Here is a 15,436-nt window from a genome sequence, read left to right on the forward strand (position 1 = left end):
TGCACCTGTGGCAAAATTCTATTGATACTTTGGCTATTTTTGTTATTAAAACACCTCTTCATACTACGTGTCATCTTAATCATGTTGATACGGAGTACATTATGCCGCTGGCGCTACTTGCCTTAACTATCGGTGCCTTTGCTATTGGCACGACCGAATTTGTCATCGTGGGCCTGGTGCCCACGATTGCAGAACAACTTGCTATTTCGCTTCCCTCTGCGGGGCTGCTGGTTTCTATCTATGCACTTGGCGTGGCGATCGGCGCCCCGGTGCTCACCGCGCTGACCGGGCGGATGCCGCGTAAGCAACTGCTGCTGGCGTTAATGGCGCTGTTTACCGCCGGTAACCTGCTGGCCTGGCAGGCGCCAGGTTATGAAACTCTGGTTCTGGCGCGCCTGCTGACGGGGCTGGCGCATGGGGTATTCTTTTCGATCGGCTCGACAATTGCGACCAGCCTGGTACCGAAAGAGAAAGCGGCTTCGGCGATTGCGATTATGTTTGGCGGTCTGACCGTTGCGCTAGTGACCGGCGTGCCTTTAGGTACCTTTATCGGCCAACACTTTGGCTGGCGTGAGACGTTCCTCGCCGTGTCGATCCTTGGCGTCATCGCGTTAATGAGCAGCCTTATTCTGGTGCCGAATAATATTCCTGGACGCATCAGCGCGGGATTGCGCGCCCAGCTGCAGGTTCTGACCCATCCTCGTTTACTGATTATCTACGCCATTACTGCTTTGGGATATGGCGGCGTATTTACCGCTTTTACCTTCCTGGCGCCGATGATGCAGGATCTTGCCGGATTTAGCCCGGCGGCCGTTAGCTGGATCCTCCTGGGTTACGGTGTTTCTGTGGCGGTGGGCAACGTATGGGGCGGAAAGCTGGCGGATAAACACGGCGCCGTGCCTGCGCTGAAGCTGATTTTTGCCGCGTTAGTTGCTTTACTTCTGATCTTTCAATTTACGGCCAGTTTGCAGTATGCGGCGCTGGCGACGGTATTGGTGATGGGCATCTTTGCTTTTGGTAACGTTCCGGGCCTGCAGGTGTACGTGGTGCAGAAAGCGGAGCAGTATACCCCTGGCGCGGTTGACGTTGCTTCTGGCCTGAATATTGCCGCCTTCAATATTGGGATTGCCTTAGGATCGGTGATTGGCGGTCAGACGGTAGAGCATTATGGTCTGACTCAGACGCCGTGGATTGGCGCGCTGATTGTTCTGGTCGCGCTGTTACTGGTGGTTCTCAGCGGGCGGCTCGATAGGCCTCGGCGCCGTGCTAAGGCTCTTTCCGTAGAAGGATAAAGGTTTCTGGCAAATTGCATTGAAAGTGTATACAAAAATCCCTATAACAGAAGAACCAGCTGCAGTCGGGCTGGTTTCCTGTTATCGAGGTTTGATGCCTAAATTGCGAAAGAATACCTATGCCATGCGCTATGTCGCCGGACAACCCGCGGAGAGAATCTTACCTCCGGGGTCGTTTGCTGGTATGACTCCGGCATTTCCGGCCGGGGTACCGTTAAGCTCGGATGAGAAAATCCGCGTTCTGGTGTGGAACATCTTCAAACAACAGCGCGCCGAGTGGAAATCCGTGCTTAATAATTTCGGTAAAGATGCTCACCTGGTGTTATTGCAGGAAGCGCAAACCACGCCTGAGTTAGTGAAATTCGCCACGTCCAACTATCTGGCCGCGGACCAGGTTCCTGCTCTGGTGCTCCCGCAACATCCTTCCGGGGTCATGACGTTAGCTTCCGCGCATCCCATTTACTGCTGCCCTCTGCGCGAACGAGAGCCTATCCTGCGGCTGGCAAAGTCAGCGTTGGTCACCGTTTACCCGTTACCGGATTCCCGTCTGCTGATGGTGGTGAATATCCACGCGGTCAATTTTAGTCTTGGCGTTGATGTCTACAGCAAACAGTTGCTGCCGATTGGCGACCAGATCGCCCATCACAGCGGGCCGGTGATAATGGCGGGCGACTTTAACGCCTGGAGCCGTCCGCGAATGAACGCTTTGTATCGCTTTGCGCGTGAAATGTCGCTGCGCGAAGTCCGCTTCTCTGACGATCAGCGCCGCCGCACTTTTGGTCGTCCGCTTGATTTTGTGTTTTATCGGGGGTTAAGCGTGCACGATGCTTCCGTGCTGGTGACCCGCGCCTCCGATCACAACCCTCTACTAGTCGAATTCAGTCCCGGCAAGCCTGATTAATTAAGGTACATCAGGCCTGCCATGGGGCAGGCCTGCGTATGCATGGTGCTGCCTTTATTACTCAAAAAAAACCGAAGGACAATGCAATGACAACACGCTCTCATCATGACAACGTTGAAAAACAGTTTGGCTCACAGGCCAGCGCCTACCTGAGCAGTGCCGTACACGCTTCAGGGCGCGATCTGCAGCGACTGGCCGAACGGCTGGCGGACTTCCCTCAGGCCCACGTGCTGGATATGGGATGCGGTGCCGGACACGCCAGCTTTGCGGCGGCAGGGCAGGTTGCCCAGGTAACGGCATATGATTTATCCAGCCAGATGCTGGAGGTGGTGGCTCAGGCCGCAAGGGATAAAGGTTTTACTAATATTGCCACGCAGCAGGGCTATGCCGAATCTTTGCCTTTCGCTGATGCCAGCTTTGATGTCGCGATCAGCCGTTATTCTGCGCATCATTGGCATGATGTTGGCCAGGCATTGCGTGAAGTGAAGCGGGTGCTGAAACCGGGCGGAGTGATGATTATTATGGATGTGATGTCTCCCGGTCACCCTGTTCGCGACGTCTGGCTGCAGACGGTTGAGGCGCTGCGCGATACCTCCCATGTTCGCAACTACTCCAGCGGCGAATGGCTGACAATGGCGAGTGAGGCCGGTTTGGTGATAAATCATCTGCTGACCGATCGCCTGCCTCTGGAGTTCAGCTCCTGGGTCGCGCGGATGCGGACGCCAGCGGCGCTGACGGAAGCGATTCGTTTATACCAGGAGAGCGCATCGGCGGAGGTCAAAGCCTATTTTGCCTTGCAGCAGGATGGTTCTTTCACCAGCGATACGATTATGTTTGAGGCCCATAAGGCCATCTAACGCAGAGATAAAACAAAAGGCACCGCATGGGTGCCTTTTTTAATGCCTGCTGAATTATCAGGATTCTGGTCTGTCGCTGTTTTTCACAAACAGCGTCAGCTGATCGCCAGGTTTCAGGTTGCCGGTATCGCTGTTCCAGCGCATCACATCGCGGATGTTCACGCCATGACGTTTCGCAATGCTCGACAGAGAGTCGCCTTTACGTACGCGATAGGTAATGCTATCGCTATTGTTCGCCAGACGTTCCGCGCTGCTGCCTGCGCCAATCACCAGATTCTGACCGACCTTCAGGTTAGAACCGCGAATACCGTTCCACTGCTGCAGATCTTTCGTTGATACGCCGAGACGCGATGCAATGCCGGAGATGGTGTCACCGGAGCGCACCTGGTAGCTGCGGCTGGTCAACGGCTTGTTGTCAGCCAGCAGCGTCGGCTGCACGGCGGCAATATCACCTGAGGCCAAAGATTCACGCAGCTGCGCTGCATGCTTCTGCGGTACCAGTACGTAATTGGGGCCGTTTGCACCCAGAGTCGACCCCTTCACGCCGGCATTGAACGTTTTCAACTTGCTGACGGGCATTCCTGCCATATCCGCCAACTGTGAAATCTCAACCGGACTGTCGAGGCGTACACGCGCCAGGGCACGGCTTTCGTCTGCCGTCGGCAGCCTTACGCCATACCGCTTGCTGTTCTTGAGTATATCGCTCAGGGCCAGCATTTTTGGTACGTATATTTTGGTTTCCTGCGGTAATGACAGCGACCAGAAATCGGTGGGTTTACCCCGTGATTTGTTGGCTTTGATAGCCTTCATTACCCGGCCTTCGCCACTGTTATATGCTGCGACGGTTAACAACCAGTCGCCGTCGAACATTTTGTTCAGACGTTGCATCATGTTTAACGCTGCCGTGGTTGAGGCAACGATATCACGACGCGCATCGTAACTGCGGGTCTGTTTCAAACCATAATTGCGCCCGGTGCTCGGAATGATCTGCCAAATGCCTGCGGCATTGGCGCCAGACGTTGCGTGCGGGTCAAAAGCGCTCTCCACTATGGGTAGTAATACCAGCTCCATTGGCATGTTACGTTTCTTAACTTGCCCGGCTATCCAGTACATATACGGCTCTGCCCGTAAAGTTACATCGTGGAGATAGCTCTTATTTCTTAAGTACTTCTGTTTTTGTTCGCGAATCCGGACGTTTTCCGGAATTCCCATCTTTAGCTCGTCGCCTATCGAAGTCCACAGATCCTGGTCTTGCGCGTAGAAGGTTCCATCATCTAACCAGCGCGCTCGACTTGTGAACTTGCTTGCTTCCCCTTGACTCGCTGCAGAAAGGCTCTGTGCGTGCTGTTGTACGGTGCCATCGTTCTTAGACGCCTGGCACCCCACCAGCAGGACAGAGGCGAGTAAAATCGCTCGTGCCTTCATGTGTGTGTCAATAGTTGCTTAAAAGACGAGCAAGGATAACGGTGAAGTCGGCTGAAGACAAGAATTAAATATCAGAAGTCGTCTTTCTTTGACCTTAACCATGCAAATCGCTGAGCAGAGTGTTGCAAATTTGTTTCTTTGCTAATTTCTTTAATTAAATCAGCATCATCTGTGCGCAGAAATAAATTTATACGCCGCTCATTTTTCAGAATTACGGGGAGTGTTTTTTGGTTTTTTGCACGTAACTCATTAACTTTGTGATAGTAATCATTTATATCCCTATCATGGGGAAGGATGCTCATTGCAAACTTCATATTTGCTAAAGTGTACTCATGTGCGCAACATATTAATGTTTCATCAGAGAGGGCGTTAATCTTCTTAAATGATTGATACATCTGCTCTGCAGTCCCTTCGAACAGTCTACCGCAGCCGCCGGAAAACATTGTATCGCCACAAAATAGATAAGGTGCGCTGAAGAAACAGATGTGTCCTAAAGTGTGACCTGGCGTGGCAAAAATAGAAAATTCACGGCCCAAAACAGAGATGCTTTCTCCGTCCTTGACGATGCGGGTTGTACCTTTATCCTGGGTTTCTGCCGGTCCGTAAACCGCTATAGCCGGAAATTTTTCCCGCAGTTGTTTTACGCCGCCAACGTGGTCGTGGTGATGATGCGTCAACAGGATAGCTTCCGGCTGCCAGCGGTTTTGTTCAATGGCGGCGAGCACTGGAGCGGCTTCGCCCGGGTCGACTATCAGGCAGCGCCCGCTATCTTCACTAAGAACCCAGATGTAGTTGTCCTGAAATGCGGGAATACTGATAAGATTCATAAATTACCTCTAATGCGTAGCGGAAGGTTGCGATGAAGCCGGCAAGGATACCTCAAACAGTTACAGCGCCAGAGCACTGGTCCAGCATGCCGTGGGGCGAATACTACCGCGAATCGCTGGAACGGCAGATGAAGCCCTGGCTCGCTAAATTATATGGCTTTCATTTACTTAAGATTGGCAATCTGAGCGCGGAAATCAATACCGAATCCTGCGCGATTTCCCATCAGGTGAATGTCTCTTTACAAGGAAATCCTGTGCAGGTAAAGGCCGATCCGCTGCATTTGCCTTTTGCCGAGAAGTCGGTTGATGCCTGCCTGCTGGCGCATACCTTACCGTGGTGCAGCGATCCGCATCGACTGCTACGGGAAGCGGATAGAGTGCTGATCGACGATGGCTGGATAATTTTAACCAGTTTTAATCCCATGAGCCTGATGGGGTTACGTAAGCTGGTGCCAGTGTTACGCAATAAGCCCCCCTATAACAGCCGCATGTTCACCTTAACGCGTCAGATGGACTGGCTGGGGGTGCTTAATTTTGAAGTTATGCACTATGGCGGCTATCAGGTCCTTCCCTGGTCGCGCCACGGGGGGAAAATGCTCAGTACGCATCTCCCGGCGTTGGGATGTCTGCAGCTGATTATTGCCCGTAAACGCACTATCCCGTTGACGCTAAACCCGATGAAATCGGGCAAAGCAAAAAAACGGATACCGCAGGCGGTAGGCGCCACGCGTCAGTGGCGCAAGGGGCAGAATTAGCTTTCCGCCTGATAACCGATGTCGTCCCGGGTTGGGTTAGATGCCGCCGCGCGCGCCAGTTCGTCGCAGCGTTCGTTTTCCGGATGCCCGGCGTGGCCTTTAACCCATTCCCATTTGATCTTGTGTTGACCCAGCGCGGCGTCCAGGCGCTGCCAGAGATCGACATTTTTTACCGGTTTCTTGTCCGCCGTCTTCCAGCCGCGTTTTTTCCAGTTGTGGATCCACTGCGTAATCCCCTGACGCACGTACTGGCTGTCGGTACTGAGGATCACTTCACAATGTTCTTTCAGCGCTTCCAGGGCGACGATGGCGGCCATCATCTCCATGCGGTTGTTCGTCGTAAGGTTGAAGCCTTCGCTAAAAGTTTTTTCTTTCCCGCGATAGCGTAAAATCGCACCGTAGCCGCCGGGGCCTGGATTTCCCAGGCAAGAACCATCGGTGAAAATTTCTACCTGTTTGAGCATCTCTGGTAGACTTCCTGTAATTGAAATCGATACGTAAAACGGTAAGTCTGACATAAATGACCGCTATGAGCACTGCAATTACGCGACAGATCGTTCTCGATACCGAAACCACCGGTATGAATCAGATTGGTGCGCACTATGAAGGGCACAAGATAATTGAAATCGGTGCGGTGGAGGTGATCAACCGCCGCCTGACCGGAAACAACTTCCACGTTTATCTAAAGCCGGACCGGCTGGTGGATCCTGAAGCGTTTGGCGTTCACGGTATTGCGGACGAATTCCTGATGGATAAGCCCGCGTTTGGCGATGTGGTCGATGAGTTCATCGACTATATCCGCGGGGCGGAGCTGGTCATCCATAACGCATCGTTTGATATCGGCTTTATGGATTATGAATTTGCGAAGCTGAATCGCGGAATTCCGAAGACGGATACCTTCTGTAAGGTGACCGACAGCCTGGCCCTGGCGCGTAAAATGTTCCCGGGCAAGCGTAACAGCCTTGATGCCCTCTGTTCACGTTATGAAATAGACAACAGCAAGCGAACGCTGCATGGCGCGTTGCTCGATGCCCAGATTCTTGCCGACGTCTATTTGATGATGACCGGCGGCCAGACGACGATGGCTTTCTCAATGGAAGGGGAAGGTCAGCAGCAGGCCGGAGAAATGGGCATTCAACGCGTTGTTCGCGCCGCCAGCAAATTACGGGTGGTTTATGCCTCCGATGAAGAGCTGATGAACCATGAATCGCGGCTCGATCTGGTGCAAAAGAAAGGCGGAAGCTGCCTGTGGCGTGCCTGATTTGCCCGTAAACGCGCTAAAAATAGCCTGATGGGCGATTTTTGCAGCAAGCGATTCAAAAATGAAGAAAAAGCGTTGACGGGGTAGAGGGGAATCCGTAATATTCGCCTCGTTCCCAAGGGAACAGTAAGTGGAGCGGTAGTTCAGTCGGTTAGAATACCTGCCTGTCACGCAGGGGGTCGCGGGTTCGAGTCCCGTCCGTTCCGCCACTATTCAGGAAGCCTGAATCAGCAATGATTCAGGCTTTCGTCGTTCTGGCCCGTGCCGTTTCCTGAGCCAGGCCTTCAGACACGCTTCCATTCCCTCGACAATATGCCGGACTCACGGCGCAGCCTGCATGCCTTGCGCAAACCGCATTGATGGGTGACAGGTAAACTTTATTTGGCTTTATTGCCGGCCCAACGCGCGTTTGCGGCATAAGAAAGGGAGCCCAGGCTCCCCGGGTTTGCTTGCCTTAGTTGAGCGTGAAGGGGTCCGCGTCCTGCCAGGCCGGAAACTTCTCGCGATACTCTTTTAGCGACGTCAGCGAAAGCTCAGCGTCCAGGCGGGTCGCCTGATGCGGCTCAGCCGTGGCGATAATCTCGCCCTGCGGGGTAATTATCCGGCTATCGCCCCGATAATGGTGCCCGTTGCCATCGGTGCCGACGCGATTGCACCCGGCTACATAAGCCTGATTTTCGATAGCCCTGGCGACAAGCAGCGACTGCCAGTGCATTGAGCGTGGGGCGGGCCAGTTGGCAACGTACAGCGCTAAATCGTAGTCGTTATGGTTGCGCGACCACACCGGGAAACGCAGGTCGTAGCACACCAGCGGCAGAATTCTCCAGCCGCGCCATTCAAAAATAACCCGTTCGTTACCCGCCTCGTAATGATGATGTTCATCCGCCATGCGAAACAGGTGTCGTTTATCATAGAAATGGATTTGACCGTTGGGCTCAACTAGCAAAAAACGGTTAACCGGACCGCGGTCCGTTTGTAGCGCGGCGCTACCGGCAATCAGCGCGTTGGTTTGCGCGGCTTTAGCTTCCATCCAGGTAACCACTTCCTCTTGCGATAGCGACTGTTTTGCTGCCTCCATCGCGAAGCCGGTGGTAAACATTTCGGGTAAAACAATGAGGTCACGCCCGGTTATCCCTTCCAGTTGACGATCGAAATGGCGCAGGTTGGCGGGACCATCCATCCACACCAGCGGTTGTTGTAAAAGGGTAATTTTCAGTCCGGGCACGGTGGTGAACTCCAGTATGATGAGAGGAATTATAATGACTTTAACACCATATCAGCCGACGGACGGCTCAGGGAATATTTTGTAAAAGAATGACAGCCCTGGAAATACCTTCCGCTGAATTGTCAGAAAAAAGAGAGGCGGGGAAATCCCCGCCTCGATCGTGATGTGTTTATTTTTTCGTTTTTAAGCCGCTTCGATCTTGCGCACTTTCTCCGGCAGCTTTACCGGGCGGGTCGCCAGTTCATCCGGGGCAAAATCGTCGACGTTTATGCTGCGCAGTCGGCTGGTTTCCGCACGGACCAGGATGTCCGCCTCTTCCTGATTGATTAACCCTTTTGCCAGCGCATTACCGGCCAGTTCATCAAGACGCGTAAACGACAAATTCTTGCCCAGTTCTTTGCACAGTCGCTGGTGGATAGGGTCTGCTGCCATAACATCAAGCAGCGCCTCTTCCAGCAGGCCGACCGGGTTATGCTCGCTCGGCGTCAGATACTGACCGCGGCCGATACGGGAACGCGTCGCGCTCGGAACCTGCAGGATTTTCGCTACCTTATGATCCAGTTTGTCTGAAGGCGCCAGGTAGTGACGCCCGGTCGGGAAGATAGCCACGCGGAGCGCCCCGGCGACCAGACGATTCGGGAAGTTGACCAGCAGATCGTCAATCGCCTGTTCGGCCTGATACAGCGCATCCTGCACGCCCCAGTGAACCAGTGGTAAGTCCGCTTCGTTACGCCCCTCATCGTCATAGCGTTTCAGGACCGCCGACGCCAGGTAGAGCTGGCTCAGTACATCGCCCAGACGTGCAGAAATTCTTTCACGACGCTTCAGACTACCACCCAGTACCGCCATTGAGACATCGGACAGCAGAGCCAGGTTGGCGCTCAGGCGATTCATGTGCTGATAGTAACGACGAGTGGCATCGCGAGTCGGCGTGCTGCTGGTAAGACCGCGGGTCAGGCCCAGCCAGAAACTGCGTACCTTATTGCTGCCCACGTGCCCGATGTGTTTAAACAGCAGCTTATCGAAAGCGTTAACGTCGTTATTCTGCGCGGCCGCCATTTCATCCAGCACGTACGGATGACAGCGAATCGCTCCCTGACCGAAGATCATCATGCTGCGGGTCAGGATATTCGCCCCTTCAACGGTGATGGCGATCGGCGCGCCCTGATAGGCCCGCGCCAGGAAGTTTCCGGTGCCGAGCATAATGCCCTTACCACCGGTAATATCCATTGCGTCAATAATGGAGCGCTGACCACGGTGAGTACAGTGGTACTTCACAATTGCCGACAGTACCGCTGGTTTTTCGCCAAGCATGATGCCGTAGGTAATCAGCGAGGCGGCGGCATCCATTACGTAGGCGTTGCCTGCGATACGCGCCAGCGGTTCTTCGATCCCTTCCATTTTACCGATAGAGATTTTGAACTGACGGCGAATGTGTGCATAGGCGCCGGTAGCCATGGCGACGGATTTCAGGCCGCCGGTGGCGTTTGATGGCAGGGTGATGCCGCGTCCCACGGATAAACACTCAACCAGCATCCGCCAGCCCTGGCCGGCCATCGACGGGCCGCCAATAATGTAATCGATAGGAACGAAAATATCTTTCCCCTGGGTCGGGCCGTTCTGGAACGGAACGTTCAGCGGGAAATGCCGACGCCCAATTTCAACACCGGGGGTACTGGTGGGGATGAGCGCGCAGGTGATGCCCAGTTCCTCTTCTCCACCCAGCAGGCGATCTGGATCGGAGAGTTTAAACGCCAGTCCCAGCACGGTGGCGATAGGCGCAAGGGTGATATAGCGTTTGTTCCAGGTCAGGCGCATTCCCAGCACCTGCTGGCCCTGCCATTCGCCCATGCAGACGACGCCGGTATCCGGAATGGCGCCGGCATCTGAACCCGCTTCCGGGCTGGTCAGTGCGAAGCAAGGAATCTCCTGACCGCGAGCCAGGCGCGGCAAATAGTGGTTTTTCTGTTCTTCTGTGCCGTAATGCTGCAGCAGCTCGCCCGGGCCTAATGAGTTCGGTACGCCGACGGTAATCGCCAGGATCCCGGAGACGCCCGACAGCTTTTGCAGGACGCGAGCCTGCGCGTAAGCGGAGAATTCCAGTCCGCCGTACTCTTTCTTAATGATCATCGCGAAGAAGCGATGCTCTTTCAGATAGGCCCACAGCTCCGGCGGCAGATCGGCCATCTCGTGGGTAATTTCGAAGTCGTTCGCCATACGGCAGGCTTCTTCGACCGGACCGTCAATAAAGGCTTGTTCTTCAGCGGTGAGGCGCGGCTGCGGATAGTTGTGCAGTTTCTGCCAGTCGGGGTTGCCACGAAACAGATCGCCTTCCCACCAGGTTGTGCCAGCGTCAATCGCTTCTTTCTCGGTGCGCGACATCGGCGGCATGACCTTACGGAAAGCGCGGAAGGCCGGGACTGAAATCATGGATTTACGCATCGGCGCAAGGTTGAACGGCAGTAAAACGATCGCCAGCGGAATGAGCAGCCAGATATTCCACAGCCCCGCAGCGCCGAGCGCGGCGGTCCAGACAAGTAAAATTGCGCTGCTGAGCAGCAGATTGATTCGGTGATAGAAGAGCGCACCGAGTAAAGCAACGGTTGCAACAATACTCAAAATCATCATAGAGAAATGCTCCCTGTCTTGTAGGAGGTCTGACCACTTGTGATGATATGGTTGTAGTGGATGTAATTTGTTTTAGCAATGTGTTTACAAAATAATTACAACCTTGCTCACATTGTTGTACGGAAATGCGGCACATAAAATCAAAAGCACAGGGGATTGCATCGCGTGCTGCTTCTCGCTGCGTCGGCTATCCGGTAAACTGCCTGGGTTATCCCACAAATACTGAAGGATTATCCTCATGTACCAGGATCTTATTCGTAACGAACTGAATGAAGCCGCTGAAACGCTGGCTAACTTTCTGCAGGACGAAGCCAACATTCACGCGATTCAGCGTGCTGCGGTGCTGCTGGCGGATAGCTTTAAAGCTGGCGGCAAAGTCCTTTCCTGCGGTAACGGCGGTTCGCACTGCGATGCGATGCATTTTGCGGAAGAACTGACCGGGCGCTATCGTGAAAACCGCCCAGGCTATCCGGCAATTGCGATTTCAGACGTGAGCCATCTCTCTTGCGTCAGCAATGATTTCGGATATGAATATGTTTTCTCTCGCTACGTAGAATCAGTGGGTCGTGCAGGCGACGTATTACTGGGGATCTCCACTTCGGGTAACTCCGGTAACGTAATCAAAGCGATCGAAGCCGCTCGCGCTCAGGGGATGAAAGTGATTACTCTGACCGGAAAAGATGGCGGTAAAATGGCGGGATCGGCGGATGTCGAAATTCGCGTACCGCATTTTGGCTACGCCGACCGCATTCAGGAAATTCATATTAAAGTGATTCATATTCTGATTATGTTGATCGAAAAAGAGATGGTTAAAGCTTAAAAGGCTAGTTTGTTAGCCATTTTGAACCCGGGCAGTGCTCAGACAAAACTCACCGAGTTTTGAACGCCCTTCAGGGCGGGCCGAAGGGGGAGCGTAGCGAATCATCCTCACGTACATGAAGTACGCTCCGGTTTCTGCGCGCTGGCCGTGTCCAAACTGACTGCACCAATAACGCCTTTTATGTTTCAGTAAGTTGTATGAGGTGATCTATGTGCGAACTGCTCGGGATGAGCGCGAATGTGCCAACTGATATTTGTTTCAGCTTTACCGGGCTGGTGCAGCGCGGTGGCGGAACCGGGCCGCATAAAGACGGCTGGGGCATTACTTTTTATGAAGGTAAGGGCTGTCGCACATTTAAAGATCCGCAGCCTAGCTTTCAGTCGCCCATAGCCAAGCTGGTGCAAGAATATCCTATCAAGTCCTGCTCGGTCATTGCCCATATTCGCCAGGCCAACCGGGGTATCGTTGCGCTGGAAAATACTCACCCCTTTACCCGGGAGCTATGGGGACGCAACTGGACTTATGCCCATAATGGTCAACTGGAAGGGTATGAGAATCTCGTGACGGGCAACCTGCATCCCATTGGGGAAACCGATAGCGAAAAAGCGTTTTGCTGGCTGCTGCACAGCATCACCGAGCGCTATCCGGAAATGCCGGGCGATATGGTGGAGGTATTCAGCTTTATCGCCACGCTTGCCGGAGAGCTGCGTGAAAAAGGCGTATTTAACATGCTGCTCTCCGATGGACGCTACGTGATGGCGTTCTGCTCGACGAATTTATACTGGATTACGCGACGGGCGCCGTTTGGCGTAGCGACGCTGCTGGATCAGGATGTAGAAATAGATTTTCAACGCGAGACCACACCGAATGATGTGGTCTCCGTTATCGCCACTCAGCCGCTGACCGGCAACGAAACCTGGAATAAAATTATGCCAGGCGAGTGGGCGTTATTTTGCCTCGGGGACCGAGTAGTTTGACGCGAGCTGCGGCTGCACAACTTCGTGGCTGAGCGGTTTGCTCACCACGTAGCGGCCATCGGCTACCGAAACCACCGGCGGCTTATGCGTCTGCCGGAAGTAGTCGTACCCGGGTTTAAGCTGCTGCCAGAAATCCGCGAAGTAGGAATATTTGTGACGCGCCATGTTGGCATCGGTCATGCGGAAAGGATAAATACTCACCTGAACGTTGGGTTGGCCGAAGACTAACGCGCCGGTGACGAACTGGAAGATTTCATCAATACCGGTATCGGTCATGGCGTAACAGCCAACGGATACGCAGGCACCGTGAATCATCAGATACTTCCCTTCATATCCATGCGCGCGATCGTAAGCGTTCGGGAAACCGATATTGATCGCTTTGTAGAAACGGCTGTCGGGTTTTAGCTGATTGCGGGAAACGTTATAGAAACCTTCGGGGCTCTTGAAATCGCCCTGGCGCTGCTTTGGACCGAGCCCGCCGGAGTAGTTACAGATCCGATAGCTGTCGAGAAGCTGGTATGTTTCGCCCATCTTGACGTAAAGATCGAGCATGCGCTCTTCTTTGAAGATCTCAATGTAGACCGGCGAACCCATGAGCTGCTGTTTGTACTCTTTGCTCATCGGTGTTGTCGAGCTGTTACTGCTAAGTAGCCCTGCGAATGAAACGCACGGCAACAGAAGCATCGCAATAAATAATGCGATTTTGCGCATACTACTTGTTCCTTGATAAAACAAATAACCACATTGCCAGGACGGCAAGAGAGACCCGAAATCAGAGTTTTCTGGTTTTAGAGCGCTCACATTAGCATCACGGCATTTTTTCGCAAGCACGATGTGCCACGTTTACGTTTTAGTTTTCCGTTATAGCGAATATTCAGGTAAAGCGCAGTCAGAACTTTGCGTAATAGCTCGCATTTTAGAACGACTTAATTGCAGTTTGTCTACAGGCGCTGCTCACGAAATGTTACACTTGCTCCGCTAAATACTCAGGGTAAGAAAGGATGCTTCTCTCCCGTCTTGTGAATTATCAGGACTACGATGTTCCTTTCTTCCTCTTATTTTCCATTAATTATGCTGGCCTCGGTCTGATGCCGGGGTTTACGTAACGGATACCTGCTAACGATATGATTAAAATCACGAAAGGGCTGAATTTGCCCATAGCTGGCATGCCATCACAGCAGATTTCTTCGAAGACTGCGGTCAAGCGCGTTGCGCTGTTGGGTGAAGAGTACATCGGTATGCGCCCTTCGATGGCGGTGCGTGAAGGAGACCGGGTACAAAAAGGTCAACTTCTGTTTGAAGATAAAAGAAATTCTGGCGTGCGGTTTACTGCCCCTGCGAGTGGAACCATCAGCGCCATTCATCGCGGCGAACGGCGGGTACTGCAATCGGTCGTTATTGACGTAGATGGCGATGATGCCGTTCATTTTCCCCGCTATGAATTAGCCGATCTTGCCGCGTTGACGCGCGAGGCCGTGCAGCAGCAACTGATGGAGTCGGGGATGTGGACGGCGTTTCGCACCCGCCCTTTCAGCAAAATACCCGCGCCAGCCAGCGTTCCAGCGGCCATATTTGTCACCGCCATAGATACAAATCCACTGGCGGCAGACCCCCAGCCAATCATTCTGGCCCAGCGCGAGGCTTTTGACGCGGGCTTAACCCTGTTGACGCGGTTGACCGACGGTAAGGTCCACGTCTGCCAGGCCAGCGGTGGCAAGCTTGGCGGGCATCCCGTAGGCCAGGTGACCTTCAACCAGTTTGCCGGGCCGCATCCGGCCGGGCTGGTCGGGACCCACATCCATTTTCTCGAGCCGGTTAGCCTGAAAAAGCAGGTCTGGCACCTTAACTATCAGGACGTTATCGCCGTTGGCAAATTGTTCCTTGAAGGGGAGTTGTCTAGCGAACGCATCGTTGCGCTCGGCGGCCCGCAGGTGAAAGAGCCTCGTTTATTAAAGACCTGCTCTGGCGCCAGCCTTGATGAACTGCTGGCAGATGAACTTCTGGATGATGAAAACCGCGTTATTTCTGGTTCAGTCCTCAGCGGAACGCATGCTCAAGGGCCCCATGCTTTTCTTGGCCGCTTTCATTTACAGATAAGCGTCGTAAAAGAGGGGCGTGAGAAAGAGCTGTTCGGCTGGGTAATGCCCGGGAAAGATAAATTTTCCATTACCCGCACCACGCTCGGCCATTTCATGAAGCGTAAGCTATTTAATTTCTCGACGGATACCAACGGCGGTGAGCGGGCTATGGTGCCGATTGGCAACTATGAGCGAGTGATGCCGCTGGATATTCTGCCCACCATGCTGCTGCGTGATTTGCTGGCGGGGGATACTGACAGCGCGCAGGCACTGGGCTGCCTGGAACTGGATGAAGAAGACCTGGCGCTTTGCACCTACGTATGTCCCGGCAAGTACGAATATGGCCCGGCATTGCGCAGCGTGTTAACCCAGATAGAGCAGGAAGGATAA

General features: G+C 53.6%; 14 protein-coding genes and 1 tRNA gene. 9 read left to right on the top strand and 6 right to left on the bottom strand.

The genetic code is table 11. The features are described 5' to 3' along the window. Positions 1-101 precede the first annotated feature (101 nt). The 3 genes from IYV58_RS05100 (at position 102) to IYV58_RS05110 (ending at position 3,050) form a co-directional block, all read left to right on the top strand. Positions 102-1,292 carry an MFS transporter gene (locus IYV58_RS05100; protein WP_004129154.1) on the top strand — a complete coding sequence of 397 codons (1,191 nt, stop codon included), beginning with the start codon at positions 102-104 and terminating at the stop codon, positions 1,290-1,292. A gap of 103 nt (positions 1,293-1,395) precedes the next feature. Next, positions 1,396-2,193, top strand: coding sequence for an endonuclease/exonuclease/phosphatase family protein (locus tag IYV58_RS05105; protein ID WP_024359141.1), 798 nt, complete (start codon positions 1,396-1,398; stop codon positions 2,191-2,193). A gap of 86 nt (positions 2,194-2,279) precedes the next feature. Further along, positions 2,280-3,050, top strand: a complete 771-nt coding sequence (locus IYV58_RS05110) for a class I SAM-dependent methyltransferase (protein WP_004129155.1) — start codon at positions 2,280-2,282, stop codon at positions 3,048-3,050. Between the two features lie 57 nt (positions 3,051-3,107). Here the strand turns inward: IYV58_RS05110 and mltD are convergent, their stop codons facing one another. Both mltD and gloB read right to left on the bottom strand, forming a co-directional pair. Continuing rightward, on the bottom strand, positions 3,108-4,475 hold the full coding sequence (gene mltD / locus IYV58_RS05115) for a murein transglycosylase D (protein ID WP_004129156.1): 1,368 nt from the start codon (positions 4,473-4,475) through the stop codon (positions 3,108-3,110). Positions 4,476-4,546: 71 nt separating this feature from the next. After that, the gene (gene gloB, locus IYV58_RS05120) at positions 4,547-5,302 is read right to left on the bottom strand and encodes a hydroxyacylglutathione hydrolase (RefSeq protein ID WP_195729461.1); all 756 of its coding nucleotides are present in this window, start codon (positions 5,300-5,302) and stop codon (positions 4,547-4,549) included. 32 nt (positions 5,303-5,334) lie between these two features. Here gloB and IYV58_RS05125 point away from each other — a divergent pair, with 32 nt between their 5' ends. Then, positions 5,335-6,057, top strand: a complete 723-nt coding sequence (locus IYV58_RS05125; protein WP_004129158.1) for a class I SAM-dependent methyltransferase — start codon at positions 5,335-5,337, stop codon at positions 6,055-6,057. Here the strand turns inward: IYV58_RS05125 and rnhA are convergent. Continuing rightward, positions 6,054-6,521 carry a ribonuclease HI gene (gene rnhA, locus IYV58_RS05130; protein WP_004129160.1) on the bottom strand — a complete coding sequence of 156 codons (468 nt, stop codon included), beginning with the start codon at positions 6,519-6,521 and terminating at the stop codon, positions 6,054-6,056. The two genes, IYV58_RS05125 and rnhA, sit on opposite strands and share 4 nt — an antisense overlap. Before the next feature lie 65 nt (positions 6,522-6,586). Between rnhA and dnaQ the strand changes: the two genes are divergently transcribed. Beyond that, complete coding sequence (gene dnaQ, locus IYV58_RS05135; RefSeq protein ID WP_004133854.1) at positions 6,587-7,318, top strand: DNA polymerase III subunit epsilon; 732 nt, start codon at positions 6,587-6,589, stop codon at positions 7,316-7,318. A 132-nt stretch (positions 7,319-7,450) separates the two neighbouring features. Continuing rightward, a tRNA-Asp gene (locus tag IYV58_RS05140) sits at positions 7,451-7,527 on the top strand. Between the two features lie 245 nt (positions 7,528-7,772). Here IYV58_RS05140 and IYV58_RS05145 read toward each other — a convergent pair. Further along, entirely contained in the window at positions 7,773-8,543 is a 771-nt protein-coding gene (locus IYV58_RS05145; protein ID WP_087828258.1) for an amidohydrolase, read from the bottom strand. A gap of 183 nt (positions 8,544-8,726) precedes the next feature. Continuing rightward, the gene (gene fadE / locus IYV58_RS05150; protein WP_004129165.1) at positions 8,727-11,171 is read right to left on the bottom strand and encodes an acyl-CoA dehydrogenase FadE; all 2,445 of its coding nucleotides are present in this window, start codon (positions 11,169-11,171) and stop codon (positions 8,727-8,729) included. 238 nt (positions 11,172-11,409) lie between these two features. Between fadE and lpcA the strand changes: the two genes are divergently transcribed. Together lpcA and IYV58_RS05160 are read left to right on the top strand one after the other, a co-directional pair. Further along, positions 11,410-11,991 (top strand): D-sedoheptulose 7-phosphate isomerase, encoded by a 582-nt coding sequence (lpcA, locus tag IYV58_RS05155; RefSeq protein ID WP_004099149.1) that lies wholly within the window; start codon positions 11,410-11,412, stop codon positions 11,989-11,991. A gap of 209 nt (positions 11,992-12,200) precedes the next feature. Beyond that, positions 12,201-12,968 carry a class II glutamine amidotransferase gene (locus tag IYV58_RS05160; RefSeq protein WP_004129167.1) on the top strand — a complete coding sequence of 256 codons (768 nt, stop codon included), beginning with the start codon at positions 12,201-12,203 and terminating at the stop codon, positions 12,966-12,968. On the opposite strand, the gene dpaA is transcribed toward IYV58_RS05160, so the two are convergent. Further along, positions 12,939-13,679: a peptidoglycan meso-diaminopimelic acid protein amidase gene (gene dpaA / locus IYV58_RS05165; protein ID WP_004129169.1), complete on the bottom strand. Its 741-nt coding sequence runs from the start codon at positions 13,677-13,679 to the stop codon at positions 12,939-12,941. The two genes, IYV58_RS05160 and dpaA, sit on opposite strands and share 30 nt — an antisense overlap. A gap of 413 nt (positions 13,680-14,092) precedes the next feature. Between dpaA and IYV58_RS05170 the strand changes: the two genes are divergently transcribed. Beyond that, positions 14,093-15,436, top strand: coding sequence for a Na(+)-translocating NADH-quinone reductase subunit A (locus tag IYV58_RS05170; RefSeq protein WP_004129173.1), 1,344 nt, complete (start codon positions 14,093-14,095; stop codon positions 15,434-15,436).

The organism is Klebsiella sp. BDA134-6 (assembly GCF_015601345.1).
In the GTDB taxonomy this organism is placed as follows: Bacteria; Pseudomonadota; Gammaproteobacteria; order Enterobacterales; family Enterobacteriaceae; genus Klebsiella; species Klebsiella grimontii.

What these genes read in the sequence shown, in the direction of transcription:
- IYV58_RS05110 (WP_004129155.1), top strand. Translation starts at nt 2,280, where the DNA reads ATGACAACACGCTCTCATCATGACAACGTTGAAAAACAGTTTGGCTCA.
- gloB (WP_195729461.1), bottom strand. Translation starts at nt 5,302, where the DNA reads ATGAATCTTATCAGTATTCCCGCATTTCAGGACAACTACATCTGGGTT.
- IYV58_RS05100 (WP_004129154.1), top strand. Translation starts at nt 102, where the DNA reads ATGCCGCTGGCGCTACTTGCCTTAACTATCGGTGCCTTTGCTATTGGC.
- dnaQ (WP_004133854.1), top strand. Translation starts at nt 6,587, where the DNA reads ATGAGCACTGCAATTACGCGACAGATCGTTCTCGATACCGAAACCACC.
- rnhA (WP_004129160.1), bottom strand. Translation starts at nt 6,521, where the DNA reads ATGCTCAAACAGGTAGAAATTTTCACCGATGGTTCTTGCCTGGGAAAT.
- IYV58_RS05125 (WP_004129158.1), top strand. Translation starts at nt 5,335, where the DNA reads ATGAAGCCGGCAAGGATACCTCAAACAGTTACAGCGCCAGAGCACTGG.
- IYV58_RS05170 (WP_004129173.1), top strand. Translation starts at nt 14,093, where the DNA reads ATGATTAAAATCACGAAAGGGCTGAATTTGCCCATAGCTGGCATGCCA.
- IYV58_RS05160 (WP_004129167.1), top strand. Translation starts at nt 12,201, where the DNA reads ATGTGCGAACTGCTCGGGATGAGCGCGAATGTGCCAACTGATATTTGT.
- dpaA (WP_004129169.1), bottom strand. Translation starts at nt 13,679, where the DNA reads ATGCGCAAAATCGCATTATTTATTGCGATGCTTCTGTTGCCGTGCGTT.
- mltD (WP_004129156.1), bottom strand. Translation starts at nt 4,475, where the DNA reads ATGAAGGCACGAGCGATTTTACTCGCCTCTGTCCTGCTGGTGGGGTGC.
- fadE (WP_004129165.1), bottom strand. Translation starts at nt 11,171, where the DNA reads ATGATGATTTTGAGTATTGTTGCAACCGTTGCTTTACTCGGTGCGCTC.
- lpcA (WP_004099149.1), top strand. Translation starts at nt 11,410, where the DNA reads ATGTACCAGGATCTTATTCGTAACGAACTGAATGAAGCCGCTGAAACG.